The 25,597-nt window shown below is 50.1% G+C and carries 26 protein-coding genes; 15 read left to right on the top strand and 11 right to left on the bottom strand.

The window, feature by feature from the left end; all coding sequences use genetic code 11:
* Positions 1-13: 13 nt before the first annotated feature.
* From lptB to Q0V82_RS00660, 5 genes are all read right to left on the bottom strand, one after another.
* Entirely contained in the window at positions 14-736 is a 723-nt protein-coding gene (gene lptB / locus Q0V82_RS00680) for an LPS export ABC transporter ATP-binding protein (protein ID WP_297571851.1), read from the bottom strand.
* Positions 733-1,227 (bottom strand): lipopolysaccharide transport periplasmic protein LptA, encoded by a 495-nt coding sequence (lptA, locus tag Q0V82_RS00675; RefSeq protein ID WP_297571850.1) that lies wholly within the window; start codon positions 1,225-1,227, stop codon positions 733-735. Before lptA ends, lptB begins: the two co-directional genes overlap by 4 nt.
* Positions 1,184-1,780: an LPS export ABC transporter periplasmic protein LptC gene (lptC, locus tag Q0V82_RS00670; protein WP_297571847.1), complete on the bottom strand. Its 597-nt coding sequence runs from the start codon at positions 1,778-1,780 to the stop codon at positions 1,184-1,186. Before lptC ends, lptA begins: the two co-directional genes overlap by 44 nt.
* Positions 1,781-1,789: 9 nt before the next feature.
* Positions 1,790-2,305 carry a 3-deoxy-manno-octulosonate-8-phosphatase KdsC gene (gene kdsC / locus Q0V82_RS00665; protein ID WP_297571845.1) on the bottom strand — a complete coding sequence of 172 codons (516 nt, stop codon included), beginning with the start codon at positions 2,303-2,305 and terminating at the stop codon, positions 1,790-1,792.
* A gap of 88 nt (positions 2,306-2,393) precedes the next feature.
* Positions 2,394-3,380, bottom strand: coding sequence for a KpsF/GutQ family sugar-phosphate isomerase (locus tag Q0V82_RS00660; protein WP_297572012.1), 987 nt, complete (start codon positions 3,378-3,380; stop codon positions 2,394-2,396).
* A gap of 144 nt (positions 3,381-3,524) precedes the next feature.
* On the opposite strand from Q0V82_RS00660, the gene Q0V82_RS00655 reads away from it, so the two are divergent.
* Positions 3,525-5,528 (top strand): monovalent cation:proton antiporter family protein, encoded by a 2,004-nt coding sequence (locus Q0V82_RS00655; RefSeq protein ID WP_297571844.1) that lies wholly within the window; start codon positions 3,525-3,527, stop codon positions 5,526-5,528.
* Between the two features lie 151 nt (positions 5,529-5,679).
* Here the strand turns inward: Q0V82_RS00655 and Q0V82_RS00650 are convergent, their stop codons facing one another.
* Positions 5,680-6,813 (bottom strand): Do family serine endopeptidase, encoded by a 1,134-nt coding sequence (locus Q0V82_RS00650; protein WP_297571842.1) that lies wholly within the window; start codon positions 6,811-6,813, stop codon positions 5,680-5,682.
* A 16-nt stretch (positions 6,814-6,829) separates the two neighbouring features.
* Between Q0V82_RS00650 and Q0V82_RS00645 the strand changes: the two genes are divergently transcribed.
* The 7 genes from Q0V82_RS00645 (at position 6,830) to Q0V82_RS00615 (ending at position 12,067) form a co-directional block, all read left to right on the top strand.
* Complete coding sequence (locus Q0V82_RS00645) at positions 6,830-7,582, top strand: Nif3-like dinuclear metal center hexameric protein (RefSeq protein ID WP_297571840.1); 753 nt, start codon at positions 6,830-6,832, stop codon at positions 7,580-7,582.
* Positions 7,579-8,064: a hypothetical protein gene (locus Q0V82_RS00640; protein ID WP_297571838.1), complete on the top strand. Its 486-nt coding sequence runs from the start codon at positions 7,579-7,581 to the stop codon at positions 8,062-8,064. Before Q0V82_RS00645 ends, Q0V82_RS00640 begins: the two co-directional genes overlap by 4 nt.
* A 114-nt stretch (positions 8,065-8,178) precedes the next feature.
* Positions 8,179-8,760 (top strand): ubiquinol-cytochrome c reductase iron-sulfur subunit, encoded by a 582-nt coding sequence (petA, locus tag Q0V82_RS00635; protein ID WP_297571836.1) that lies wholly within the window; start codon positions 8,179-8,181, stop codon positions 8,758-8,760.
* Positions 8,761-8,774: 14 nt separating this feature from the next.
* Entirely contained in the window at positions 8,775-10,049 is a 1,275-nt protein-coding gene (locus Q0V82_RS00630) for a cytochrome bc complex cytochrome b subunit (RefSeq protein ID WP_308445209.1), read from the top strand.
* A gap of 10 nt (positions 10,050-10,059) precedes the next feature.
* The gene (locus Q0V82_RS00625) at positions 10,060-10,818 is read left to right on the top strand and encodes a cytochrome c1 (protein ID WP_297571834.1); all 759 of its coding nucleotides are present in this window, start codon (positions 10,060-10,062) and stop codon (positions 10,816-10,818) included.
* Between the two features lie 160 nt (positions 10,819-10,978).
* A complete protein-coding gene (locus tag Q0V82_RS00620; RefSeq protein ID WP_297571833.1) occupies positions 10,979-11,584 on the top strand; it encodes a glutathione S-transferase N-terminal domain-containing protein in 606 nt (201 codons plus the stop codon).
* Between the two features lie 60 nt (positions 11,585-11,644).
* On the top strand, positions 11,645-12,067 hold the full coding sequence (locus tag Q0V82_RS00615; protein WP_297571832.1) for a ClpXP protease specificity-enhancing factor: 423 nt from the start codon (positions 11,645-11,647) through the stop codon (positions 12,065-12,067).
* 74 nt (positions 12,068-12,141) lie between these two features.
* Here Q0V82_RS00615 and Q0V82_RS00610 read toward each other — a convergent pair whose 3' ends face one another.
* The 4 genes from Q0V82_RS00610 to purM all read right to left on the bottom strand — a co-directional run bounded on the left by Q0V82_RS00610 (position 12,142) and on the right by purM (position 16,627).
* Complete coding sequence (locus Q0V82_RS00610) at positions 12,142-13,464, bottom strand: RsmB/NOP family class I SAM-dependent RNA methyltransferase (protein WP_297571829.1); 1,323 nt, start codon at positions 13,462-13,464, stop codon at positions 12,142-12,144.
* Between the two features lie 67 nt (positions 13,465-13,531).
* The gene (locus tag Q0V82_RS00605; protein WP_297571828.1) at positions 13,532-14,749 is read right to left on the bottom strand and encodes a DUF3108 domain-containing protein; all 1,218 of its coding nucleotides are present in this window, start codon (positions 14,747-14,749) and stop codon (positions 13,532-13,534) included.
* Between the two features lie 3 nt (positions 14,750-14,752).
* Positions 14,753-15,391, bottom strand: coding sequence for a phosphoribosylglycinamide formyltransferase (purN, locus tag Q0V82_RS00600; RefSeq protein WP_297571827.1), 639 nt, complete (start codon positions 15,389-15,391; stop codon positions 14,753-14,755).
* A 198-nt stretch (positions 15,392-15,589) separates the two neighbouring features.
* Entirely contained in the window at positions 15,590-16,627 is a 1,038-nt protein-coding gene (purM, locus tag Q0V82_RS00595) for a phosphoribosylformylglycinamidine cyclo-ligase (RefSeq protein WP_226763874.1), read from the bottom strand.
* 222 nt (positions 16,628-16,849) lie between these two features.
* Between purM and hda the strand changes: the two genes are divergently transcribed.
* On the top strand, positions 16,850-17,524 hold the full coding sequence (hda, locus tag Q0V82_RS00590; RefSeq protein ID WP_297571825.1) for a DnaA regulatory inactivator Hda: 675 nt from the start codon (positions 16,850-16,852) through the stop codon (positions 17,522-17,524).
* A 283-nt stretch (positions 17,525-17,807) separates the two neighbouring features.
* Here hda and Q0V82_RS00585 read toward each other — a convergent pair whose 3' ends face one another.
* The gene (locus tag Q0V82_RS00585) at positions 17,808-18,437 is read right to left on the bottom strand and encodes a type II secretion system protein (RefSeq protein ID WP_297571822.1); all 630 of its coding nucleotides are present in this window, start codon (positions 18,435-18,437) and stop codon (positions 17,808-17,810) included.
* A 234-nt stretch (positions 18,438-18,671) separates the two neighbouring features.
* On the opposite strand from Q0V82_RS00585, the gene leuS reads away from it, so the two are divergent.
* From leuS to rng, 6 genes are all read left to right on the top strand, one after another.
* A complete protein-coding gene (gene leuS, locus Q0V82_RS00580; RefSeq protein WP_297571821.1) occupies positions 18,672-21,305 on the top strand; it encodes a leucine--tRNA ligase in 2,634 nt (877 codons plus the stop codon).
* Between the two features lie 309 nt (positions 21,306-21,614).
* Positions 21,615-22,208: an LPS assembly lipoprotein LptE gene (gene lptE / locus Q0V82_RS00575; RefSeq protein WP_297571818.1), complete on the top strand. Its 594-nt coding sequence runs from the start codon at positions 21,615-21,617 to the stop codon at positions 22,206-22,208.
* Positions 22,208-23,230 carry a DNA polymerase III subunit delta gene (holA, locus tag Q0V82_RS00570; RefSeq protein WP_297571815.1) on the top strand — a complete coding sequence of 341 codons (1,023 nt, stop codon included), beginning with the start codon at positions 22,208-22,210 and terminating at the stop codon, positions 23,228-23,230. Before lptE ends, holA begins: the two co-directional genes overlap by 1 nt.
* Positions 23,214-23,522: a nucleotidyltransferase domain-containing protein gene (locus Q0V82_RS00565; protein WP_297571813.1), complete on the top strand. Its 309-nt coding sequence runs from the start codon at positions 23,214-23,216 to the stop codon at positions 23,520-23,522. The genes holA and Q0V82_RS00565 overlap by 17 nt, the downstream gene beginning before the upstream one ends.
* Complete coding sequence (locus Q0V82_RS00560; RefSeq protein WP_221020989.1) at positions 23,519-23,986, top strand: hypothetical protein; 468 nt, start codon at positions 23,519-23,521, stop codon at positions 23,984-23,986. Before Q0V82_RS00565 ends, Q0V82_RS00560 begins: the two co-directional genes overlap by 4 nt.
* Entirely contained in the window at positions 23,983-25,434 is a 1,452-nt protein-coding gene (gene rng, locus Q0V82_RS00555) for a ribonuclease G (protein WP_297571810.1), read from the top strand. Before Q0V82_RS00560 ends, rng begins: the two co-directional genes overlap by 4 nt.
* The last annotated feature ends 163 nt before the right edge of the window (positions 25,435-25,597 follow it).

Genomic DNA, 25,597 nt, shown 5'->3' with positions numbered 1-25,597 from the left:
GTTGGCAAAAACACTACATTTTAAAATGCTCGCCCAGATAAACTTGGCGAACATCTTCATTATTGACAATTTCATCGGGCTTACCAGCCGCCATCACAGCACCTTCAGAAATAATATAGGCACGATCGCAAATCCCTAAGGTTTCGCGAACATTATGATCCGTGATCAAAACACCAATGCCGCGCCCTTTTAAGAAACCAATAATGCGCTGAATATCAATCACCGCAATCGGATCAACCCCCGCAAATGGCTCGTCGAGCAAAACAAATTGTGGATTAGAGGCGAGTGCGCGGGCGATTTCAACACGGCGGCGCTCCCCGCCCGAAAGACTCATTGCGCCACTTTCCCGCAAATGCGCAATATGTAAATCGTGCAGCAACTCGTCTAAGCGCGACTCAATTTCGTCTTTACTGCTGTAATGCAGTTCAAGCACCGCTTTAATATTCTCCGCGACGGTCATTTTGCGAAAAATCGACGCCTCTTGCGGCAAATAGCCCAGCCCGAGCCGGGCACGTTTATGAATCGGCAGCTGACTGACGTCAATGCCGTCAAGTTCGATACAACCGGCGTCCATTTTCACTAAGCCAACAATCATATAAAAACTCGTCGTTTTACCAGCGCCATTGGGCCCCAATAAACCAACCACTTCACCGCTGGCGACCTCTAGGGAGACGTCACGCACGACGGTACGTTTTTTATACGATTTTTGTAAATGCTGCGCTTTCAACACACTCATTTGGCGGCGTCTTTCTTTTTGGGGTTGATGGTGATGTTCACTCGATTACCCGGCTTGCTTTGTGCCTGATAAAACTCAGTATTCAGATTGTAGTTAATGGTGTCGCCCATCACGATATCTTGGCCTTTTTTAACCCAAGCTTTATCGATTAATATCATTTCGCCTTTCGCACCGTCGTAATCAAAGCGCAGTGACTCAGCATCGAGCATTTCGCCGCTATCGAGTTTTTGCTTAAAGCGCACCGGACGACCTTCGCCTTTGGCGTACTGCTTGCCAAAAGCATCTTCGCTCATGGTCACTTTATCGGCACGCATATTCATCGTGCCTTGCGTGGCAATCACATTGCCGGTACAGACTGTTTGCGAATTTTTCTGATCCGCAACGCAATTGTCTGCAGTGATATTCATTGGTTTTTCACGATCAGCCGTTTCTGCCAAAGCGTGTGAATTAATGAGTAGGGCGAACAGCGGCAGGACGAGGAGTCGGGACATAGGTCATCTTTACTTGTGATTTAAGTTCTAAGGTTTGCAATTTATTATTGGCGATAAACCCCACGCCTTCGGCATGATTTTTACCCATATCGGCAGTCACAAACTGATCTGATTTAGCGATTTCAGCTTGGCCATCAATCCAAATATCACGCCCATTGATGACTAACTCGGCACTGCCCTCATACGGGGCTCGGCGCAATTGAGTCGCGTCATAAAACCATGTTTCTGAGCCTTTATGAATCGACTTTGCCCGGGTGCCAATCACCACAATCGTCGGCTTATTGGCCTCCGTTTGGGTCAACACCGGTTTTTCATACAGCATGGTATCTTGCAGCGGCACATGCGTGACTCGGCTAGCGACCAACTGTGAACGCTTCATGCCAGCTTCGTCATAACGCCGTAATACACCTTCATCGGCAATTAAATCGGGGGCATTTAAATCCAAGCGCTGCGGGGCGGTTAAATTAGTGGCCACGCGGCTTAAGGCCCAGATTAAACTACCGACCAAGAGCAATAAAAGCAAGGGTAAAACCCAGGTGGTTAAACTACGCAAACCGATCCCCTAGCGCAAATATGGCGCCATCGCAGCATCATAGGTGTTTTGCGATTGCATAATTAAATCGCACACTTCACGTACCGCGCCCAAACCGCCTTGGCTACCTGTAATGTAATGTGCGTGCTGGCGAACAATCGTCGGTGAATTCGGTACCGCAACGGCAAATGGCACCCGGCGCATAATCGGCAAATCAATGACATCGTCGCCCATATAGCCGCATTCCTCAGCCGTAACGCCGGTATCTAACAGCAGCTGCTCAAACGTGGCTAATTTATCGTGTGCGCCTTGATAGACCAAATCAATCCCCAAATTCTGGGTTCGATGCGTGAGTAAGCTTGAGGTACGACCAGTGATAATGGCTAGCTGAACGCCACTTTGCTGCAACATTCTTAAACCGTGCCCATCCAAAGAATGAAACGCTTTTAATTCTTCGCCAGCATCGGTGTAATACAAACGCCCATCCGTCATGACGCCATCAACGTCAAAAATCATCACACGAACTTTTTTTGCTTGCTCAAGCATTCAGCTTCCCTTCTAATAAAAATTTATACCACATTACAGGTATTCAATGGCAGCGTATGGATTTCATTGCGTTCAGCGCTATACCCAATCAAACAACGCGGGCACGTAACAAGTCATGCATATTTAATGCGCCGACTAATCGGCCTTGATCTTGCACCAATAAACCATTAATCCGTCGTGACTCCATCAGCTGAACCGCCTCAGCAGCCAGACGCGAAGCCTCAATAGTAGCAGGATTTGCCGTCATCACGGCACTCACCGGAGTGGTACGAATATCCACATCCAAATCTAAGGTTCGCCGCAAATCACCATCGGTATACACGCCAACTAAGACTCCGGCCGCATCAACCACCGCCGTCATCCCCAAACCTTTACGACTAATTTCGAGCAAAGCATCGCGCAGCGGTAAGTCTTGCCCTACCACCGGGAGACGCTCGCCCTGATGCATTAAATCACGCACATGCACCAATAAACGCCGCCCTAAAGTGCCGCCAGGATGCGACAAAGCAAAATCTTCCGCTTGAAAGCCACGCGCCTCAAGTAAAGCCACAGCCAGCGCATCACCCAGCGCCAAAGCCACCGTGGTGCTGGCCGTTGGTGCCAAATTCAACGGGCAAGCTTCTTCGCTAACCGCCACATCCAAATGCACGGTGGATTCTTGGCTTAGCGTCGAATTCACATTGCCAGTCATCGCAATAATCGGAATCGCTAAGCGTTTCAAGCTAGGCAACAATGCGACCAATTCATCACTCTCGCCAGAATTGGACAAGGCCAACACGATATCGACGGAGGTAATCATTCCCAAGTCGCCGTGTGCGGCCTCACCAGGGTGGACAAAAAAAGCGGGGCTGCCGGTGCTGGCCATGGTCGCGGCAATTTTACGCGCCACATGCCCCGATTTTCCCATTCCCATCACCACAATTCGCCCCTGACAATTCAGAGCGAGCTGGCAAGCCTGATCGAACTGGGCATCCAAACGCGTCGACACCGCCAAAATAGCGGCAGCTTCAATTTGCATCACGCGTCGCGCCACATCACAGGCCGACCATGCAACTTTTGATTCTATGGCATTCATCACAGAGCAACACACCTAGCGCATAAACAAGGCCGCAGTATAAAAGACCTCATCATTAGATAACAGTAGGCTGTGAATAATCAGTACGTCAGCAACAGGGCCAGCTCAGTTATAATCAAATTGCATTCCACTCTAATGAAACCCATGCCGATTAATTTACAGTCCTTTCTTGTACTGCTTGCTGCGGCAGTGATCACCGTCGTACTCTGCCGCAAACTCAAATTGCCGGCCATGCTGGGCTATTTACTAGTCGGGATGCTGATTGGCCCCTATGCCTTGGGATTGATTCAATCGAGTGATGAAGCTAGTCATTTGGCAGAATACGGCATTGTTTTTCTGATGTTTACCCTTGGGCTGGAATTTAACCTCGCCAAACTCAATGCCATGCGGCGAATTGTATTTGGTTTAGGCGCAGCACAAGTGGCGGCGGTATTAATTTGCGTCGCAGCCGCAGTCTTATTTGCCGGTTTAGATTGGAAAGCCGGCTTAATTCTTGGCGGCGCAGCGGCGATGTCTTCCACCGCGATGGTGTCTAAATTACTCAGTGATCGCAGCGAACTCAATGCACCCCACGGGCAAAATGCGATTGGGATTTTGTTGTTCCAAGATTTGGCCGTCGTCCCTTTCCTTATTATCATTCCTGCCTTAAGCCTGCCCGATGGCAGCATCACCATTCCATGGCTCAATATCCAAGTTGACCAACTACTATTTTCGCTATTTTTAGCCGCGATTAAAATCGTCTTTGTCTTGGCCGTACTACTCTCGCTGGGGCAAAAAATCATGCGCCCTTGGTTTAATTTGGTCGCCAAACAGCATGCCAGCGAGCTATTTATGATCAATATTTTATTGGTCACGCTCGGGACTGCATGGCTGACCGAACAAGCCGGGTTGTCGCTGGCTTTAGGGGCTTTTTTAGCCGGGATGTTGATTGCTGAAACCGAGTATCGCTATCAAGTGGAGGACGATATTCGTCCTTTCCGCGATTTATTACTCGGCCTATTTTTCGTCACCGTGGGGATGAATTTAAACTTCAGCATCTTAATTTCAGAATGGGGTATTGTGCTGGCCAGTTTATTACTATTGGGCCCGCTAAAAATTGCCCTTATTGCCGGTTTAGCACGGCTATTCGGTAACACCGCAGGCACCTCACTACGCACTGGGTTTGCACTGGGTCAGGGTGGCGAATTTGCTTTTGTTTTGCTGGCACTCACCGCACAAGGCGGCTTAGTGCCAAGCAATGTACTGCAAGCGGTCACTGCCGGGGTGATTCTATCGATGCTCATTACGCCGTTCCTCATTCAGCATTCAGATAAATTAGTACTGCGTTTAGCCAGCTCCGAATGGATGAATCTCGCCGCCAATTTGCACCATATTGCCGTACGCAGCATGGCCGCCAATGGCCACGTTATTTTGTGTGGGTTTGGCCGTAGCGGCCAATCTTTGGCGCGTATTTTAACCCAAGAAGACATCCATTTTTTCGCCCTTGATTTAGACCCAGAAAAAGTGCGTGAAGCCACTGCGGCGGGTGAATCGGTGGTCTTTGGGGATGCCGCTAAACGCGAAGTGTTACTCGCCGCCGGCCTGATGCGCGCACGCGCCATCATTGTCACGTATGCCGACACGCATTCAGCGATGAAAATCCTTGAGTTAGCCCATCAAATTCGCCCTGAAATCCCCGTCATTGTGCGCACGCAAGACGATAGCGACATCGATTTACTCAAAAACGCTGGCGCAGCCGAAGTCGTAGCCGAAATCATGGAAGGTAGTTTGATGCTGGCGTCGCACACCATGATGCTGTTGGGGGTGCCGCTCAATAAAGTGATTCGCCGAATTCGTGAAGTTCGTGAGGCCCGTTACCAATTGATTCGCGGCTTTTATCGCGGACTCAATGAAGATGCCGATGAAGGCGATCGTAACTATCCACGCCTACACACCTTGCAACTCACCCAAAATGCGCATGCCATTGGTTACACCATTGCCGAGCTCAAACTAGAGCAATTCCAAGTCGAAATTCGCAGCATTCGCCGCCGCAACATGCCCCCTATCCAGCCCGATGCGAGCTTCCAGCTCAATAGCGGCGATGTGTTAGTCCTTCTTGGAGAGCAAGACAATTTAGCGGCCGCCGAGATGCTGCTGTTGCAAGGCTAAGACACAACACACCGGCCAAGCCGTCTAGCACGGCCCATCAACCCCAAGCCCTCGTCTTTTTTAATCCGCCGCGCTCGAAACGAGCGTCGTCAACGAGGGGCATAAAAAAAGCACCGCAGACTTCAGCGGTGCTTTTCATTGTGTCAATCCATCAACGGCGACTAAATTTAGGCCGCATACCGATTTCGGCATTTAAAGTTAAAGGCTCGCCCTGGCGTATGACAGTAATCGGCGTTGCTTGCTCGGGCGGTAATGCCGCGATTAAATTCAACATTTGTGCTGAATTACTCACTTCTTTACCATCAATACGAAGCAAAACATCCCCCGGACGAATCCCTGCCACCGCAGCAGGGCCATTGCGAACCACCCCCGCAATCAAAGCGCCTTTACTAGATTCAAGTTTGAGCGAAGCGGCCAAATCTGGTGTCACATCTTGTACCTCAATCCCCAACCAGCCTCGAGTGACACTGCCATCTTTAATAATGGCATCCATCACTTGCTTCACAATATTGGCCGGGATTGCAAAGCCAATACCGAGTGAGCCGCCAGTTTTAGAGAAAATAGCGGTGTTAATCCCCAATAAATTGCCATGCACATCGACCAAAGCGCCACCCGAATTACCCGGATTAATTGCGGCATCGGTTTGAATGAAATTTTCAAAGGTGTTAATCCCCAATTCACTGCGACCTAAAGCCGAAATAATCCCCATCGTCACCGTTTGGCCAACGCCAAATGGATTACCAATCGCCAGCACCACATCGCCAATTTCGGCCTGATCGACATTGGCAAAATCAATCGCCGACAACTGATCCAAATCAATTTTAATCACCGCTAAATCGGTTTCAGGATCACTGCCAATTAATTTAGCGCTCGCCGTACGGCCATCGGCCAGTGCCACTTCAATCTCTGCGGCCGACTCCACCACGTGATTATTGGTCACGATATAGCCTTGCGGCGAGACTAAAACACCAGAACCCAAGCTCGATGCTTTATTGCCGTCTTCACCATCTCGCTCACCAAAAAAGCGCTTCAATACCGGGTCATTAAATAAGGCCCGACGCCCTGATTTGACTTCCTTGGAGGTATAAATATTGACCACCGCCGCTTTAGCCCGCTTAGCTGCGCCACGATAAGAAAGCTCGCTCGAAACCGGAGCCGAAGCAATCACCTCTTTCACCGTCACCACCGCAGGTGGCGTTGGTGCTGGACTTAATACCGAAAACAAAAACCAGATGGCTAAGCCGATCGTGGTCGTTTGTGCGAAAATCAACCAAAGTTTTTTCATATCTCGTAGATCTTTTATGCCTATACAACGTCAAGAATTAGAAGCTTACCTTGCCCAACTATTGTCTGTTGCGCAATTTAAGGACTATGCACCCAATGGATTGCAAGTTGAGGGCCGCAATCAAATACAACATATCGTCACAGGCGTGACCGCATCGCAAGCGCTGATTGATGCCGCCATTGCACTCAATGCCGATGCGCTGCTGGTGCATCATGGTTTTTTTTGGAAAAACGAAGCATTACCCATTGTACGCACTAAAAAACAACGCATTGCCGCCTTACTAGCCGCCGATTTAAACTTATTTGGCTATCATTTACCGCTCGACGCTCATTCTGAACTCGGAAATAACGCTCAGTTAGCCAAACAACTGGGTCTTATACCCACTGGGCGCTGCGGTGACCAAAATTTAGTTTGGCTCGGCGAATTACCCGTCCCGATGTCTTTTGATACTTTTACGCGACACATTGCCGTCGCCCTAAATCGTCAACCACTCAGTATTGGGCCAGCCGATCAAATCATACGTCATGTTGCTTGGTGCACCGGTGGCGCGCAAGGTTATTTCCATGAGGTCGCCAATTTGGCGGTGGATTGCTTTATCACCGGAGAAGCCTCTGAATTTGTCACTCATCTTGCTAAAGAGAGCGGCGTCAGTTTTATTGCGGCAGGCCATCACGCGACCGAACGTTACGGCATCGCCGCACTAGGAGAGCACTTAGCGCAGCAGTTTGGCCTTCAACATACCCATCTTGATTTGGATAACCCAGTATGAAAATCGCTTCTAATTGGCAAATTTTGCGCTCAGTTCACACGCTCAGTATCCTACTGATTGCGAGCATTATCAGTGCCTGCACCACAATTTCGCCCTCTGAACCATCAAATCCAAACCCCAATAACACCTCATCTGTAAGCAAAGATCCGCTTAGCCCCAGCATCATTATTCCGTCTCGCAGCAGCAAAGCCATCCTCGAAGATATCATCAAATACCGCACCGACAAGGGCATGAAAATTCGCAGCCGAGGCAAGCAAAGGGTCGAATTGATGATGCCAATGCGCAATACCAGCATCCCGACCGAGGCCAGAATGCAGTATATCCTGACGCAAACCGAACAAGGCTGGCGCGTCAATGTGCGGGTATTTCAAATCAGCAACCCTGGCAGCAAGCAAGAAACCGTACAAGAAATCACCCAAGCTTTAGCCGACAAACTGGCGGAAGAATTGGCGCTTTACGCCAAAATAGCTACAAAACGCTGACTTTTTGTAAAAATGCAGCGTCAGACGAGTAAAGCTGCTTTAAGTTCCAAGCCTCTTTCAGGTAGAATTTGCTACTTTAAAAGATATTGCGTTCAGTCAATCAGGGATTGGGTTATGAGTGACCAACAAGTAGATAATAGTAAAAGACGATTTTTGCTGATCGCGACCAGTGCCGCTGGTGGCGCAGCCGTCGCAGGGGTCGCAGTACCGTTTATTGCCAGCTTTTTCCCATCAGAACGGGCTAAAGCGGCAGGTGCATCGGTCGAAGTCGATATTAGCAAATTAGAGCCCGGACAAAAGATCACCATTGAATGGCGTGGCAAACCAGTTTGGGTCGTCAAACGTACCCCAGAAATGCTGACACTCTTACCCAAAAACGATCCTAAGCTGGCTGACCCGACGTCCATCGTCGATCACCAACCGCTGTATTGTCACAATGCAACACGCTCGATTAAGCCTGAAATCTGGGTGGCTGTCGGCGTCTGTACGCATTTGGGCTGTTCACCCACTTTCCGCCCGGATTTAGCGCCTGCTGATTTGGGTCCAGAGTGGCTTGGTGGATTTTATTGCCCTTGTCATGGTTCCAAATTTGACTTGGCTGGCCGCGTATTCTTAGGTGTCCCTGCGCCAACCAACTTAATTATCCCAGAACACAAATACCTATCCGACACTCGACTGTTGGTTGGTGAAGCTTAATAAAGGGAGAAGACATGAGCAAACTAGATCAAGTGCCCGAAAAAGTACTCGGCTGGGTTGATGAGCGTTTTCCGCTGACATCGACTTGGAAAGCACATATTTCCGAATATTACGCACCAAAAAACTTTAACTTTTGGTACTTTTTTGGTTCATTAGCCATGATGGTTTTGGTTATCCAAATCGTCACCGGTATTTTCTTGACCATGAACTACAAACCGGATGGCAATTTGATTCCGGGTACCAATATTTCGGTCGCTTTTGCCTCTGTTGAATACATCATGCGTGATGTCGCCGGCGGCTGGGTGATTCGCTATATGCATTCAACCGGCGCATCGATGTTTTTTGTCGTGGTCTATCTGCATATGTTCCGTGGCCTGATTTATGGCTCATACCAAAAACCCCGTGAATTAATCTGGATTTTTGGCATGATGATTTTCTTGTGCCTGATGGCTGAAGCATTCTTAGGCTATCTATTGCCTTGGGGTCAAATGTCATTTTGGGGTGCACAAGTGATTGTGAACTTGTTTGCTTCAATCCCGGTGATTGGCCCAGATTTATCTGAGTTGATTCGGGGTGACTTTGTCGTCTCTGATGCAACCTTGAATCGCTTCTTTGCACTGCACGTGATCGCCGTACCTTTAGTTTTGTTGGCCCTGGTGGTTGCTCACTTGGTGGCATTGCACGAAGTTGGCTCAAACAATCCTGACGGCGTTGACATCAAAAAGAACAAAGACCCAAAAACTGGCATTCCACTCGATGGCATTCCGTTTCACCCGTATTACACGGTGAAAGACATTTTTGGTGTATCGGTGTTCTTAGTGGTGTTTACTGCCATCTTGTTCTTTGCTCCAGAGATGAACGGTTATTTCTTAGAAGCACCCAACTTTGACCCAGCGGACGCCTTAAAAACACCGGCGCATATTGCCCCTGTTTGGTATTTCACCCCGTTCTACGCGATTTTGCGTGCGGTACCCTCGTTCTTTGGTTCGCAAGTCTGGGGCGTATTGGCGATGGGTGCGGCAACGATGATTATTGCTGCTTTACCTTGGCTCGATCGCTCACCGGTGAAATCAATTCGCTATCGCGGACCGATTTATAAATTTGCACTGACCCTGTTTGTCATTTCCTTCTTAGGTTTGGGCTACTTAGGGACACAAGCACCAACGACAATTGGTACGATTTTGTCGCAAGTGTTATCAGTCATTTATTTCTTATTCTTTATCGCGATGCCTTGGTATACCAAGATCGATAAAACGAAACCGGTTCCTGACCGCGTAACAATGAGATAAGGCGGGGAGCATGAAAAAAATTATTAATCACTTACTGTTTGCCTTGCTTGCGGCAGTGTCAATCAACAGCCATGCAGCTGGTGGTGGCGTTGCACTGGACAAAGCGCCGATTGACTTGCGTAATGCTGAAAGCCTGCAACGGGGTGCACAAACTTTTGTGAACTACTGTCTTAGCTGTCATGGCGCGGTAGCGATGCGCTATAACCGCCTCGAAGGCATTGGTTTAACTCAAGAGCAGATCGAAAAAAATCTGATGTTCACCACTGACAAAATTGGCAACCCAATGAAAGTGGCGATGGATGCCAAAGAAGGCAAAGCTTGGTTCGGTGCCACACCGCCAGACCTGTCTTTAATTGCGCGTTCACGTGGCTCTGATTGGCTGTATACCTATTTACGTGGCTTTTACCGTGATGACACCCGCCCTACTGGCTGGAACAACACCGTATTTGATAAAGTCGGCATGCCAAACGTACTTTGGCAACTGCAAGGTCAGCAGATTCTAGAAGTCAAAAAAGAAGGCGAGCACGAAGTGCATACCCTTAAGCTGGCACAACCGGGCCTCTTAACCCGAGGCACTGAAAGTGGCGGCTATGACAACAAAGAATTTGACCAGCGTGTTGGTGATTTGGTGAATTTCATGACGTATATGTCAGAACCTGCACAAGTTAAACGTGAACAAATCGGCTACGCCGTCGTGCTGTTCTTACTGTTTATCTTGGTGCCTCTGACTTACTTACTGAAAAAAGAATACTGGAAAGACATTCATTAAAGTGTGAAATCGATTTAAAGGGCGGATTAACCGCCCTTTTTTATTGCCAATTACTTCGCAATTACTTATTTAATAACAAGCACTTATGGCACAACAACTAGATATTGCGCTGCAAAAATAGTAAAATCCCATTCATTCTTAAAAGTTGATAGGCATCATTATGATGAAATTATATTCTGGTACCTCATGCCCATTTAGTCACCGCTGCCGCATTGTACTATTTGAAAAAGGAATGGATTTCGAAATTCTCGATGTCGATATCCACAGCAAGCCCGAAGATTTGGCCATCATGAACCCCTACAATGAAGTTCCGGTCTTAGTTGAGCGTGAATTGCAATTGTACGAATCCAACATTATCAATGAATATATTGATGAGCGTTTTCCTCACCCACAATTAATGCCAGCCGATCCAGTGATGCGCGCTCGTGCTCGCTTGATGCTCTTTAATTTGGAGCGCGAATTATTTATTCACGTTAAAACCCTCGAAGACAGCAGCTCAACGAAAAAAGCGCTTGAACTGGCGCGCACCACCATCCGTGATAATTTGACGCAAATTGCCCCACTGTTTACCAAGCAAAAATTCATCTTGGGCGAAGATTTCTCAATGCTCGACGTTGCCATCGCACCGCTACTATGGCGCTTTGAGCACTACGGAATCGAAGTCACCAAAGGCCTAGCGCCAGTGATGAAATATGCTGAGCGTTTATTTAGCCGCGAAGCATTTATTGACTCATTGACTGCCAACGAAAAAGCAATGCGCAAGTAATGCTGTGAAGAGGTGTGAGGCGCAAGCCCCACCTCACACCCCATTCTCACGGAGAATCTTATGCAAATCGTGTCAACCAAACCTTATTTATTACGCGCCATCCATGAATGGTGTACCGATCAAGGCTTCACCCCTTTTTTGGTCGTTGCGGTGCGCGGCCAGATGCAAGTGCCGATGGAATACGTCAAAAACGGTGAAATCGTCCTTAATATTAGCTATAGCGCTTGTCGCAATTTAGAGCTGGCCAATGACTTTATTCAATTTTCGGCTCGATTTAATGGCGTTTCACGCGATATCGCCATCCCTGTCGGCGCAGTGATTTCTATTTTTTCGCGCGAAAATGGCGAAGGAATGGGCTTTGAATACGAAGATAATTTTGCAGAAGCCGATAGCGCACCAGAAAGTGCGCCAGAATCATCGGATGAGCCCAAAGATCCGCCACCACGCCCAACGGGCAAGCCGCAATTACGCGTGGTAAAATAAGTAACTGTTCAGAGAATCAAAGTTCAGACAATAAAAAAGACCCTTGCGGGTCTTTTTTATTGGGTGGCGCTGATTTATTCCGCTGCTGGGACTTCTTCATCTGGAGCAACAACCGCCGTCGGTACCACTCGCGTCATCACCGCAGCAAAAAAGGCGTCAGTGTGATGCTGTTGTGGCGTGAGCTGCAAATATTCATTCGCCAATTCAATCTCAACGCGCTCTTTTTTCAAGATTTCACGCGCATCAAGCAATTGGAAATCGGCATGATTAGCTAAAAATTCAGCCACGATCGCTTCATTTTCACTCGGCAAAAAGCTGCATGTGGCATACACCAAACGACCGCCGGCTTTTACCATACGCGCTGCTGATTTCAAAATACTGCTTTGCTTGGCATTTAACTCCAACACACCCTCAGCGGTTTGACGCGCTTTAAGATCGGGATTGCGGCGCAAAGTACCCATCCCTGAACACGGCGCATCCACCAAAACCACGTCCATTTTGCCAGCCAAACGCTTGATTTTTTGATCGGTTTCACTCGAAATCAATTGCGGATGCACGTTCGACAAACCCGAACGCGACAAGCGTGGTTTCAGGTTTGACAGTCGTTTTTCTGAAATATCAAACGCATACAAGCGGCCGGTATTTTGCATCATTGCGCCCAGCAATAATGTTTTGCCACCCGCACCAGCGCAAAAATCCGCCACCATTTGACCGCGTTTGGCGCCACATAGTAAGCCCAACAACTGACTCCCTTCGTCTTGCACTTCAACGCGGCCTTCCATAAACGCTTTGTATTTATTAATCGCCGGCTTGCCTTCAACGCGTAAACCCCACGGTGAAAATGGCGTTGGCGTGGTATTAATATCGCCCGCGGCTTTTAATTCTTCCGCCACCGCATCGCGCTTGGCTTTAATGCCATTGACGCGCAAATCGAGCGGTGCCGCTTGCAACATCGACTGGCCCAAGGCCAAAATTTCATCTTCGGTTTTGCCAGAAGCCAATAAAGCATCAATCACCCACTGGGGTAATGCTGCACGCACGTGAAGTGGTGCGTCACGCAGCGACATACCCTTCATACCAGCAGCACGTTCTTTATCATTATCACCAAATACGCCTGGCAACTCACGCAGATTTAAATGCTTAATGCGGGTAAAAAACGCCAACAATAAATCGCGCGTGCTCGGTAGTTTGCTCCCCGCATCACCACCGGCCAACCAATCGAGCTGTGGCAAATGGCGCAATACACCAAATACGGTTTCAGCAACGACGGCACGATCTTTTGGGCCTAAATTTTTATTTTCACGAAAATGGCGTGAAACCACGGCATCAGCAGGCGCATTAAAACCTAGCGCGGCGTTAAGCACATCCAAAGTAGCGGAAAGCTGAATAGGGGTCATGATTTACTCTCTTTATTAATTACGTTTCACACTCAAATGAGCGCTCATTCATTACTGATCATCGACATTAAGGTCGGCGCTGCTGCTGATTTTGCGGGCTAATCCACTCTAGCACTTTACGCCCATCCAACGTCACTTCCTTGGCCAAAATTTCAAAACTACCATCTTTGCCTAAATTGACCGACATTTTCACCGGCAGATTATTCCATTCCGGTGCCAACCAAAAATCAACTTGGCGATCACTCCATTGTGCGCGCATCAAAACGGCATCCACTTTAGTGGTGCCTAAAGTCAATGTGGCCTCGCCTTTAAGCTCAAAAACCACATCGGGGTAGCGTTTTTTACCACTAAACAAGGACATGCCATAACTCGTTTGTCGGCTACCCATCAGCGCCAAATGCAAGGCGGCGGATAATAAATCTTGATCGCCCGCCTCTAAAGGCTCGGTTTTTAGCGCGTTCGGCGGGCCCACAACGGCCGTCTGCGTGGCCCAATTAAAATCAACCGAATTTTTAGGTGTATTGGGGCCCAGACTCAAATCGGCAAAGCGCATTGGTGTTACGCCCTGTTTGGCGCTGATTTTACCTTCGCTCAAATACTCAATTTTTTTGCCGACTGGATTGGCTTGTAAGCGCAAAACATACTGATCTTTGTCGATCTTCCACTGCATTCGCGCATCAAACACGGTCCAGTAATAGCCAATATCCACCACTTTTGGAAAGCGTTTATTCGCTTCACGATTGAGCTGCGCCATCACCCGTGAGGCTTTATTGGCTACCTTACTCGCGGGCTCTGCATCCGCAGTGACCGCCGCCGCCGGCTGACTGGCCACCGCACTCGCTGGATTATTTTCCACAACCGCACTGGCGACATTCACCCCCAAACTATCACTGCCATCGACACTCACCGGCATGTTTTCGCTGGCCACGGCAGAGGCAACAACAACTGCGGAAGCGACCAGTACCGCCGGTTTGGATGCCGTCTTGAGTCGCGGCTTTGGCTGCGCGCTGGCGACTTTGGTTGCTGTCGGTTTGATGCTAGGTTCAGTCGCTGGCGCTAAAAATACTTGCTGCTGATCCACTGCTTGCACATTCGCCAGCTCAGCCGGTTTATCGCTGTCGTCTAAGCTTTGTTCGGCCAATTTACGCTCAGTTTTTCTCAGCGCAGTTTGCTCAAACTCCGGCTGCGTCCACCAATCATAAATCGGTCCAGCCAGCAGTACGCTCAAATGCAGCAACACTGAAGCCAGTAAAGCAAAGCCAAAAAGATAGCGCCAAAATTTCATCCCTTAGCCACCCGGCGCTTGCAAAAAGGCCGCTGCATCATTGGCCGCGCTCACCCGCACTCGCGAACCTTGCACTTCAAGCTGACCTGCGACAAACCATTGCACCACTTTGGGATAGAGCTGATGCTCTTGCTGCAAAATCCGCTGCGCCAAACTATCGGCAGTATCGTCGAGCAATACCGGCACTGCCGCTTGCGCAATAATCGGCCCGCTATCGAGCTCGGCCGTTACAAAATGCACGGTACAACCGGCTAATTTAACGCCTTCATCAATCGCCCGCTGATGGGTATTCACGCCAATAAACGCCGGCAATAATGAAGGATGCACATTAATCAAGCGATTGACGTAATGCTTCACAAAATCCGCGGTTAAAATCCGCATAAATCCAGCCAACACCACCAAATCTGGCGCAAAGCCGTCAATCAAATTTTGCAAGGCCGCATCAAACGCATCGCGCCCCGCAAAGGCTTTATGGTCGAGCACCGCCGTGGTAATGCCACGCTCAGCCGCCCATGCCAATCCAGCCGCATCTGGCCGATTAGAAATCACCGCCGCAATCTGCGCTCCGGCAATCTGTGCGTTAACAATCGACTGCATATTGCTGCCACGGCCCGAAATTAAAATAACAATATTTTTTGGCATAAATTCTAACTAATGAGTGACGTATATGAATGCAAGCTAGATACAGAAAAGACTGCATTCGTATACCCACTAAATGTAATGTTGTGGATTTAAAAATAAAAAAGCGAGACCGACCTTGGTCTCGCCTAGCACCTCGCAAAAAAGGCCGGCATCCATATTAATGTTTGCCTCCCCATTCGCGATCAGCTGCGCGGTAACTTACGCCACTTGTGTTTGATGCTCTTCACCAACACGTGCACGCACAGTACCCATTTGGTAAACCGTTTCGCCTTCAGCTTCAAGTAAAGCCGTAGCCGCAGCAGCATCTTGCGCCGACATAATCACCACCATGCCCACGCCGCAGTTAAAGGTTTTGTACATTTCTTGTGGCGCAACATTGCCTTCTGTTTGCAACCACTGGAACAATTTTGGCATCGTCCAGCTAGCCGCATCAATTTGCGCCACCACATTAGCTGGCAATACGCGCGGTACGTTTTCAGTAATGCCGCCACCGGTGATGTGTGCCATGCCTTTGACGGTCATTTCGGCCATCAGTTTCAACAATGGCTTCACATAGATGCGCGTTGGTGCCATCACCACATCACCCAAGCTCTTGCCACCATCAAATTCAGCTGCGTAATCGGCATCAGCCAGATGCAAGATTTTGCGAATCAGCGAATAACCATTCGAGTGCGCGCCATTGGATGCCAAGCCCAATACCACGTCGCCAGCAGCAATGGTGGTGCCGTCAATGATTTTGCTTTTTTCAACGACGCCAACGGCAAAGCCCGCCAAGTCGTATTCGCCAACAGGATACATGCCTGGCATTTCAGCGGTTTCGCCGCCGGTTAAAGCGCAACCGGCTTGCTCGCAACCGGCAGCAATGCCTTTGATGACTTCAGTTGCGCTAGCAACGTCCAACTTGCCACAAGCAAAATAATCAAGGAAAAACAGCGGTTCTGCGCCTTGCACCAAAATATCATTCACACTCATACCCACCAAATCAATCCCCACGGTATCGTGACGATTCAATTCGAATGCGAGTTTGAGTTTAGTGCCCACACCATCGGTGCCCGACACCAACACTGGCTCTTGGAATTTTTTGCTGATTTCAACCAGCGCGCCAAAACCACCGATACCGCCAAGCACTTCTGGGCGCATCGTACGTTTAGCAAACGGTTTGATGTTTTCAACGAGCTGGTCACCAGCGTCGATATCAACACCGGCATCGCGGTAACTCAGACTTTGTTTGGACATGGATTAAGGCCTCGTACTGGAGTGATCTGGGCTGAGCGCGGATGGCTTGGTAATGAGTTAACTCATTGACTGTCAAAACACCCGCCGTGTGCGTTAGAATAGAGAGCACATCAGCTAAACCACGCATTTTATATCAAAATTGACACTTCGCCTGCCCCCATTCACAGGAAGAATGCGTTTTCAGCGCATAAATTGCCTCCAAAACCGACAAGGTCGCCCTGAATGAATCAGCTCGTCCTTGATCTGCACCTGCCACAACCCAAAAGTTTTGATGATTTTGTGCGCGGAGAAAACGCCGAGCTGCTGTTTCAACTCAGCCAATGGGCCAGTGGCGATCGTACCGTTCGCGCGATTTATATCTGGGGTGAACACGGCGCAGGTAAAAGCTATCTGCTCGCTGCGGCCAAAGAGCGCCTCATCGACGCGCACACCGTGTATTTAGTGAATGCCAAACGCGACATGCTGCCGCAAACCCTCGCCAGCGATGCTGCGTTGATTGTCGATAACGTAGAAAACCTCGACGCCGAGCAGCAAATCGTTTTATTTGATCATTACAATACGCTGCGTGAAGGCAATGGCCGGATTTTGGTCAGCGGCCATTTACCGCCGATGTTGCTGCCGCTGCGCGACGACTTAACCACTCGTTTGGGCTGGGGTTTGATTTATCAACTCAAAATGCTATCGGATACCGACAAAGCCGCCGCATTACAACGCCACGCACGCAGTTTGGGTTTTGAGCTCAGCGAAGAGCAAGTTGATTATTTAATGCGCCATGCCGAGCGCGACCTACCCAATCTGTATCGGCAAATCGACACCATTAACGCCCTGTCGTTATCCAAGCAACGCCCAGTCACGCTCGCCCTATTGCGCGAAGCGCTCAAAAACGAATCAGCTTAGTCATTGACGCCCTGGCTTTAAGGCCAGCCACGCGCGCCTTGCCACGCTAAAGCTGCGGCTCACTCACCTAGCCTTATTTGCTGATGTTTTTCGTTCAGAAAGCCAACGACTTTGTTGGGTCGGCTTTAGCCGACGATCCAAGTGCGCCTCGCAGACAAACCAGCCGACAAAAATCAATTGCAGCAAAAGACAGCATCGCACTCTCGTCGCGATAGCGATCGTGCATTGCAGCGCCATGCCGGCACATCGGCGGTGACGCGTCAGCCGTCCCATACGGCAGGTATTAAGGCAAAATGCGCACGCCCATCGTGACCTGTGTCGCGCCTTGCCAACAGTCAGACGTCGCATCGTAGCTGGTACCTGTTGCCGTGACCGCCCCTGCGGTAGCCGAGCTGCGCATCACCCCCGCGCTGGGAATACCATCGTCAATTAAACGATCCAGCGCGCACACAAAGCGCAAATCCACCGCGCCCGTGCCCGGCTGCATATAGTTGGTATTGGCCGCATAATTGCCGCTCGCTGCGCCGGCGACTGAAATCTGCCACGGCACGCCAAAAACACTATTTAAATCGGCAGCAGTCAGCGTATTGGTATTTTGCAACAAAATCAGTGCATCACTGGCTTCGGTGGCATCACTCAGTAAGCCATTACGACTGCCAGCAACACACAGACTCACGCCATTGCCCAATGCGGGCGCAGTGCCGGTGCCCGGACAACCATCGCCCGGATACGCGCCGTATTTATCAAAATAGGCATTAAACGCGGTTTGCATTTTATTGACTTGCGCCGCCATATTTTTCACCTTGGCGCTATCAATCAAATCTTTGCCCTTAAACGCCGCCCCCAAAATCAAACCAATAATCACCAGTACAATCGCCATTTCAACCAAGGTAAAGCCCTGTTTTTGCCGCATTGTTGTTACTCCTATCTCACGCCAGATAAACCCATCAATCCAGTTAAACCGATCAAATTCTTTCTTGAGTCAGTCAAATAGCATTCAATATTTGTCATTATTTAAGCTATTGCAAGCCAATTTGCGGCAGCTCGTCACCAAAATCGTCAGTGTTCAAGCCCGACGCAGCACTTTTAAAACACGCACTCGGGTATAATCGGCAGATTGTTGTCAGCCATCCGCAGGTCCATTCACATGCAAGAACAGTATTCACCGATTGAAGTCGAAGCCGCCGCCCAACAGCACTGGGAAGATGCACGCGCGTTTGAAGTCACTGAAGACGAGAGCCGTCCTAAGTATTACGCCTGCTCAATGCTGCCTTACCCATCGGGCAAGTTGCATATGGGCCATGTGCGTAACTACACCATCAACGACATGCTGGCGCGCCACCTACGGATGAAAGGCTTTAATGTTTTGATGCCAATGGGTTGGGATGCATTTGGCTTGCCAGCAGAAAACGCGGCCATTGCCTACAACAAATCGCCAGCGGAATGGACTTACGCCAATATCGCCGACATGAAGTCGCAAATGAAACCACTGGGTTTGTCATTTGACTGGTCGCGTGAAATCGCCACTTGCGATCCTGAATACTATAAGTGGAACCAATGGTTCTTCTTAAAAATGCTGGAAAAAGGCGTTGCCTACAAAAAAACCCAAGTCGTCAATTGGGATCCAGTAGATCAAACCGTATTAGCCAACGAGCAAGTAGTGGATGGCCGTGGCTGGCGCTCTGGCGCTTTGGTCGAAAAACGCGAAATCCCGGGCTACTACTTTGGCATCACACAATACGCCGAAGAATTGCTGGCCGACATCGATCAGCTCACCGGTTGGCCTGATATGGTGCGCGCCATGCAGCGCAACTGGATTGGCAAATCCGAAGGCGTGCGCTTTGCGTTTAATCACGACATTCAAGATGCCAACGGCGATTTAGTGCAAGACGGCAAGCTGTTTGTGTTCACCACCCGTGCTGACACCATTATGGGCGTGACCTTCTGTGCGGTAGCCGCCGAACACCCCATCGCCACCCGCGCTGCTGAACTCAAACCAGAATTGCTGGCGTTTATTGAAGAATGCAAACTAGGCGGCGTATCCGAAGCTGAAATCGCCAGCCAAGAAAAACTCGGTAAAGCCACCGGCCTATTCGTCACTCACCCACTCACTGGCGAGCAAGTTGAAGTCTGGATCGGCAATTACGTGTTGATGGGCTACGGCGACGGCGCAGTGATGGCCGTGCCAGCGCACGACGAACGCGACTTTGGTTTTGCCAAAAAATACGACTTACCAATCAAACAAGTCATTGCGATTGAAGGCGAAAACTTCAGTACGGATGCTTGGGCAGAATCGTACGGCGACAAAACGCGTGGCGTAACGATCAACTCTGGCAAATACGACGGCTTGAGCTTTAAAGCGGCCGTTGATGCGGTTGCTGCTGATTTAGCAGCGCAAGACGCCGGCGAGAAAAAAACCACTTGGCGTTTACGCGACTGGGGCATTTCACGCCAACGTTATTGGGGCACGCCAATCCCAATCATCCACTGCCCATGCTGCGGCGATGTGCCGGTACCGTACGAGCAATTGCCAGTCGTACTACCGACTGACTGCATCCCCGATGGCTCAGGCAATCCGCTGAAACAACGCGCCGACTTTTTGAATGTCGACTGCCCAACATGCGGCACAGCCGCGCAGCGCGAAACCGACACCATGGATACTTTCGTCGATTCGAGCTGGTATTTCATGCGCTATTGCGACCCAAAAAATACGGAAGCCATGGTCGGCGATGGCACCCAATACTGGATGGGCGCCGGTTCAGATGCAGCTGGCGGCATGGATCAATACATCGGCGGGATTGAGCACGCGGTATTGCATTTGCTGTACGCCCGTTTTTGGACCAAGGCGATGCGCGATGAAGGCTTGATCAACTTTGACGAGCCCTTCAAAAACCTCTTTACCCAAGGCATGTTGCTGCGCGACAGTTATTATCGCGAAGAAGCCAGCGGCAAAAAACGCTGGTTCTATCCTGCCGAAGTTGAAATTCAACACGACGAAAAAGGTCGCCCGATTTCAGCAATTTGCGTCGAAGACGGCCTGCCCGTGGTGATGGGCGGCATCGAAAAAATGTCGAAGTCGAAAAACAACGTGGTTGAGCCAAAAGACATTATCGAAAAATTTGGTGCCGATACTGCGCGCCTGTTCACGATGTTTGCTGGCCCACCCGAGCAAAGCGCAGCATGGTCAGACAGCGGCGTAGAAGGTGCTTATCGCTACCTGCGTCGTCTATGGGGGTATAGCGTTAAGCATGCTGATGCAATTAAATCAGCAAGCAATACCCTTGATGGCGTTGAACTCAGTAAAGCCGACAAAACCTTGCGTTTTGAAATCCACAACACGCTCAAGCAAATTAATAACGACTACGAACGTCTGCAATACAACACCATCGTGTCTGGCGTGATGAAAATGCTCAATGCGCTTGATGCGTACTCGGAGAGCAATGCCGCAGTGATGCGCGAATGCTTTGGTCTGTTGCTACGCGCAATCTACCCTGCTGCGCCGCATATCGCACACACCTTGTGGCTAGACTTGAACTTTGCCGGTGAAATCGCGCATGCAGCATGGCCAGAGCCCGCTCTGGACGCGCTCACGCAAGACGAAATCAAAATGATGGTGCAAGTGAACGGCAAAGTTCGCGGCGAGATTTTTGTCGCCAAAGACGCCAGCAAAGACGCAATCGAAGCCGCCGCATTGGCCGATGAAGCGGTACAAAAACACCTGACTGGCACACCGAAGAAAGTGATTGTAGTGCCGAATAAATTAGTCAGTATTGTGCTCTAACGCTGCACGCGAGCATTTAGCGAGTTAAGCGTTTGACCTTGTCACTGATCGAGTACGGCAAGGTCAAACGTAGCAGTGCATTAGAAAAACCATCGCGGGCAAGCCCGCTCGATTTCGCTGAGTTGGGTGGCAAATCAGCGGGCATAATAAGCACCCCAAAGCACCGATACGCTAGACGTATCCAATCGACTGAACCGTTGTGTGAACCAGCCAGTAAAAAACTGGTCCATACCCGTCAATACGCCGACTCAATGCCCGCAGCCCATATCAAGCCGCTGGCGTTAAGCCGCAATTATTTTGGAGTACCACATGCCCTTACGTTTGAAAACCCTCGTCCTTCTTGGGCTCTGCCTTAGCCTAATGGCCTGCGGCTTTCATTTACGCGGACAAGGGCCGGCCGCACAACTGAACTTTAAAACCATACAAGTCAGCGGTGGCGGCAGCGCTGCGCAAGAGCTACGCAAAGCCATCATCGTGCAAGACAACGTTAAATTGGTGACTAGCGATGCGCAAGTGGCGGTCAATATCGTTAATGAAAGTAGTGACAAGCAAATTTTAAGTGTCAATAACAAGGGCCAAGTGGTGCAATACCGCGTGTATTACCGCGTTCGCTTTACCGCCACGCTCGACAAACAGCCATTAATTGAAGACGGTAATATCTCGCTGAGCCGTACCTTGCAGTGGGATGAAAATGACATCCTCGCCAATGAAAGCGAAGAAGGTAAATTGATTACCGAAATGCAGCGCGATTCTTCGCAGCAATTGATTCGCCGCATCAATGCCGCCGCCAAAGGCGTCAATAAAGCTTCAGCGGCATCAGCAGCATCGGCGGCCTCAGCAACATCCGCAGCAACATCCGCAGCAACATCGGCAGCATCCGCGATTAAGCCAACACAACCATAATGCGTAGCGAAGACTTAGCCGCCGCAGCCAAACGCAAACTCGCCCCGCTCTATATTATTCATGGCGACGAAGCGCTATTGAGCCTAGAGGCGGTGCAAACGCTCAGAGACATCGCGCGGCAGCAAGGCTATAGCGAGCGCGAAGTGCTCACTGTTGAAAACGCCGCGCAGTTTCAATGGGAGCAGCTCATCTCGGCCGGGCAATCGCTGTCTTTATTTGCCGAGCTGCGGATTTTAGAATTACGCATTCCCAATGGCAAACCCGGCACCGAAGGGGGTAAAGCCCTAGAAGCCTTTGCCAGCAAGCTGCCCAGCGATACACTCACTATTATTACCCTGCCTCGGCTCGACAAAACCGCGCTCAATAGCAAATGGATGTCGGCGCTGGCCAAGGCTGGTGAAGTCATCGAAGCCAAGCTCATCGAGCGCAGTGCCTTACCACAATGGATTAGCAAACGCCTCGCCACCCAAGCACAAAACCTCAGCCCCGAAGCGATGGCGTGGTTGGTCGATCGCGTTGAAGGCAATTTATTAGCCGCATTGCAAGAAATCCAAAAACTCGCGCTATTGCACCCATCTGGCCTATTAACGCTGGACGATCTGACGGCGGCTGTGGCCAATGTGGCGCGCTACGATGTGTTTCAATTGGGCGAAGCGCTACTGCAGGGCGACGCCGAGCGCATGGTGCATATGCTCAGCGGGCTCAAAGCCGAGGGCGAATCGGCGGTACTGGTACTGTGGGCGCTGACCGAAGAAACGCGTAATCTCTATCGTTTTGCCCAAGGGCGCGCGCGCAATATCCCCACCGCGCAACTGATCAAAGATTTACGCCTGTGGGGCAACAAGCAAAAACTCATCGAAGCCGCCGCCGCCCGCGTTAACCGCCGGCAACTGACCAATGCACTACAACAGGCCGCGCGCATCGACAGTTTGATCAAAGGCATCGGCGAAGGTGAAGTTTGGCATGAGCTGACCGCAATGGCGCTAAGTTTAAGCAGGGCGAACAATGCGAATCACCGCTAAGCAACACCGCGCAATACAACAAGCCGCTCAACAACACTTTGGCCCTAGCGCCACAGTTTGGCTATTTGGCAGCAGAGTCAACGATGCCGCCAAAGGCGGTGATTACGATTTGCTGATTGAAGCCGATTTAAACGCAGCCCAATTAATCCAAGCCAAATTAGCATTTTTAGTGCAACTGCACAGCCAGCCTTGCCTTGAAGATGAAAAAATCGACGTGGTACTCAGCAGCCCACAACTCACACAAGCCCCCGCCATCGTTGCGGTTGCCAAGCGAGAAGGCGTGATCTTATGAACCCACTTAAACTACGCAGCATCTTTCAAAGCTGCCAACTGCATGCCAGCACCATGCAAAATGCGCTCATGCAGCTAGATCAGTTTGATCACCCCGATTGGGGTAATCTGACGATGGAGCAACGCCAAATACTGGATCAACTGGCGTATCGCTTTGGTAAATTACAAGACACATTAGGCATGCTACTGCTCCCCGCAATCTGTGACTTAGCTGGCGAAGCTTTTCCGCCCAATACGCCATTCGCCGAAAAGCTACAACGATTAGAGCGTCTGACCGTCATTCCTAGCGTCAACGAATGGAAAACACTGCGTGAAACCCGCAACACACTCGCCCATGAATATCCTGATGATCCGCAACTGAGTGCCCAATTGATTCAACAGTTTCTAACGGGAACACAGCATTTATTAAGTATCTGGCAGCACATCGCTACGCACCCACTGAGCCAGTCTTTGAGACCACTATGAAAGAACAAATCCTCGTCAATATCACCCCGCAAGAAACCCGCGTCGCTAGCATTGATGAAGGTGTAGTTCACGACATTCATATCGAACGCGCCGCGCATCGCGGCTTGGTCGGCAATATTTATCTCGGCATGGTCAAGCGGGTATTGCCCGGCATGCAAAGCGCCTTTATCGAAATCGGCCTTGAGCGCGCCGCTTTTTTGCATATTGCCGACGTCATCGAGCAGCGGCAAAACCCCAGTGAAGTGCAGCGCATTGAGCGGCTGATTCATGAAGGCCAAGCCATTATGGTGCAAGTGGTTAAAGACCCGATCGGCAGTAAAGGCGCGCGGCTTTCAACGCAAATCAGCATTGCTGGCCGGTTTTTAGTGTTTTTACCGCAAGACACCCACATTGGCATTTCTCAGCGCATTGGTAACGACCAAGAGCGCGACCGTTTGCGCGTTCGGATGGAAAGCTTATTGCCCGACAATCATCGCGGCTACATTATTCGCACCAGCGCCGATCATGCCTCAGACGACGAGCTACGCGCCGATATTGAATACCTCAGCTTGATTTGGGCCGATATCAAAACCAATTCGATCACCCTACCGGCCCGCTCGCTATTATTTCAAGATTTATCGCTGCAATTGCGCGCGCTGCGCGATATGGTCACCACCGATACCGACAGTGTTTGGGTCGATAGCCGCGAAAACTTCGCCAAAATGACTGAATTTGCCGGCCGTTTTGTGTCCGACGTGTTACCGCGCATTCAACTGTATTCGGGCGATCGCCCCTTGTTTGAGCTGCACGGCGTCGAAGCCGAAATCGAGCGCGCCATGAGCCGCCGCGTCAATCTTAAATTTGGCGGCTACCTGATCATCGATCAAACCGAAGCCATGACGACAGTAGACGTCAACACCGGCGGCTTTGTTGGCACCCGCTCATTTGACGACACCATCTTCAAAACCAATCTCGAAGCCACCCAAGTCATCGCCCGCCAACTGCGCTTACGCAATTTAGGCGGCATTATCATCGTTGATTTTATCGACATGGATAATGAAGAACACAAAACCGCGGTGCTGAGCGAACTGAATAAAGCGCTAGGCAAAGATCGCACCAAAATCACCGTCTCTAATTTCACCAGCCTAGGCTTAGTCGAAATCACCCGCAAACGCACCCGCGAATCGCTCGCCCATGTGCTGTGCGAGCCCTGCCCCACCTGCCAAGGGCGCGGCGAAATCAAAACCGCCCAAACCATATGCTACGAAATTTTGCGCGAGATTTTGCGCGAAGCCCGGCAATTTAACGCCAAAGAATACCGCATCCTCGCCGCGCAATCGGTGGTCGATATGTTCCTTGACGAAGAATCGGCCAACCTCGCGCAACTGGCCGACTTCATCAAAAAACCCATCTACCTGCAGGTAGAAACGGCGTATACACAAGAGCAGTTTGATGTGGTGCTGGTGTAGGGTATTCGTATCTAGCCTTTAATTAACAGAGGCTAGAACTACATACCTAAGCAGTAACTAATCAACTACTGCCGTAGGGTCGCCTTCAGGCGACAAATAAGTCGGCTAAAGCCGAGCCTACAAGACGCCGTTTAGCATGACCGACGACTATGTAAATTCATGC

This window comes from uncultured Deefgea sp. (assembly GCF_947072475.1).
GTDB lineage: Bacteria > Pseudomonadota > Gammaproteobacteria > Burkholderiales > Chitinibacteraceae > Deefgea.
Note: the sequence above shows the minus strand (reverse complement) of the source record. Positions and strands in the feature narration are given on the sequence as shown.

Excerpts from the sequence above, each read along its gene's own strand:
- lptE (WP_297571818.1), top strand. The coding sequence starts at position 21,615 with ATGCCCTTACGTTTGAAAACCCTCGTCCTTCTTGGGCTCTGCCTTAGC.
- Q0V82_RS00645 (WP_297571840.1), top strand. The coding sequence starts at position 6,830 with ATGCCTATACAACGTCAAGAATTAGAAGCTTACCTTGCCCAACTATTG.
- Q0V82_RS00625 (WP_297571834.1), top strand. The coding sequence starts at position 10,060 with ATGAAAAAAATTATTAATCACTTACTGTTTGCCTTGCTTGCGGCAGTG.
- Q0V82_RS00560 (WP_221020989.1), top strand. The coding sequence starts at position 23,519 with ATGAACCCACTTAAACTACGCAGCATCTTTCAAAGCTGCCAACTGCAT.
- lptA (WP_297571850.1), bottom strand. The coding sequence starts at position 1,227 with ATGTCCCGACTCCTCGTCCTGCCGCTGTTCGCCCTACTCATTAATTCA.
- Q0V82_RS00565 (WP_297571813.1), top strand. The coding sequence starts at position 23,214 with ATGCGAATCACCGCTAAGCAACACCGCGCAATACAACAAGCCGCTCAA.
- Q0V82_RS00620 (WP_297571833.1), top strand. The coding sequence starts at position 10,979 with ATGATGAAATTATATTCTGGTACCTCATGCCCATTTAGTCACCGCTGC.
- Q0V82_RS00615 (WP_297571832.1), top strand. The coding sequence starts at position 11,645 with ATGCAAATCGTGTCAACCAAACCTTATTTATTACGCGCCATCCATGAA.
- kdsC (WP_297571845.1), bottom strand. The coding sequence starts at position 2,305 with ATGCTTGAGCAAGCAAAAAAAGTTCGTGTGATGATTTTTGACGTTGAT.
- Q0V82_RS00650 (WP_297571842.1), bottom strand. The coding sequence starts at position 6,813 with ATGAAAAAACTTTGGTTGATTTTCGCACAAACGACCACGATCGGCTTA.
- Q0V82_RS00655 (WP_297571844.1), top strand. The coding sequence starts at position 3,525 with ATGCCGATTAATTTACAGTCCTTTCTTGTACTGCTTGCTGCGGCAGTG.
- holA (WP_297571815.1), top strand. The coding sequence starts at position 22,208 with ATGCGTAGCGAAGACTTAGCCGCCGCAGCCAAACGCAAACTCGCCCCG.
- Q0V82_RS00610 (WP_297571829.1), bottom strand. The coding sequence starts at position 13,464 with ATGACCCCTATTCAGCTTTCCGCTACTTTGGATGTGCTTAACGCCGCG.
- purN (WP_297571827.1), bottom strand. The coding sequence starts at position 15,391 with ATGCCAAAAAATATTGTTATTTTAATTTCGGGCCGTGGCAGCAATATG.
- purM (WP_226763874.1), bottom strand. The coding sequence starts at position 16,627 with ATGTCCAAACAAAGTCTGAGTTACCGCGATGCCGGTGTTGATATCGAC.
- hda (WP_297571825.1), top strand. The coding sequence starts at position 16,850 with ATGAATCAGCTCGTCCTTGATCTGCACCTGCCACAACCCAAAAGTTTT.
- Q0V82_RS00630 (WP_308445209.1), top strand. The coding sequence starts at position 8,775 with ATGAGCAAACTAGATCAAGTGCCCGAAAAAGTACTCGGCTGGGTTGAT.
- leuS (WP_297571821.1), top strand. The coding sequence starts at position 18,672 with ATGCAAGAACAGTATTCACCGATTGAAGTCGAAGCCGCCGCCCAACAG.
- Q0V82_RS00640 (WP_297571838.1), top strand. The coding sequence starts at position 7,579 with ATGAAAATCGCTTCTAATTGGCAAATTTTGCGCTCAGTTCACACGCTC.
- Q0V82_RS00660 (WP_297572012.1), bottom strand. The coding sequence starts at position 3,380 with ATGAATGCCATAGAATCAAAAGTTGCATGGTCGGCCTGTGATGTGGCG.
- rng (WP_297571810.1), top strand. The coding sequence starts at position 23,983 with ATGAAAGAACAAATCCTCGTCAATATCACCCCGCAAGAAACCCGCGTC.
- Q0V82_RS00605 (WP_297571828.1), bottom strand. The coding sequence starts at position 14,749 with ATGAAATTTTGGCGCTATCTTTTTGGCTTTGCTTTACTGGCTTCAGTG.
- Q0V82_RS00585 (WP_297571822.1), bottom strand. The coding sequence starts at position 18,437 with ATGCGGCAAAAACAGGGCTTTACCTTGGTTGAAATGGCGATTGTACTG.
- petA (WP_297571836.1), top strand. The coding sequence starts at position 8,179 with ATGAGTGACCAACAAGTAGATAATAGTAAAAGACGATTTTTGCTGATC.
- lptB (WP_297571851.1), bottom strand. The coding sequence starts at position 736 with ATGAGTGTGTTGAAAGCGCAGCATTTACAAAAATCGTATAAAAAACGT.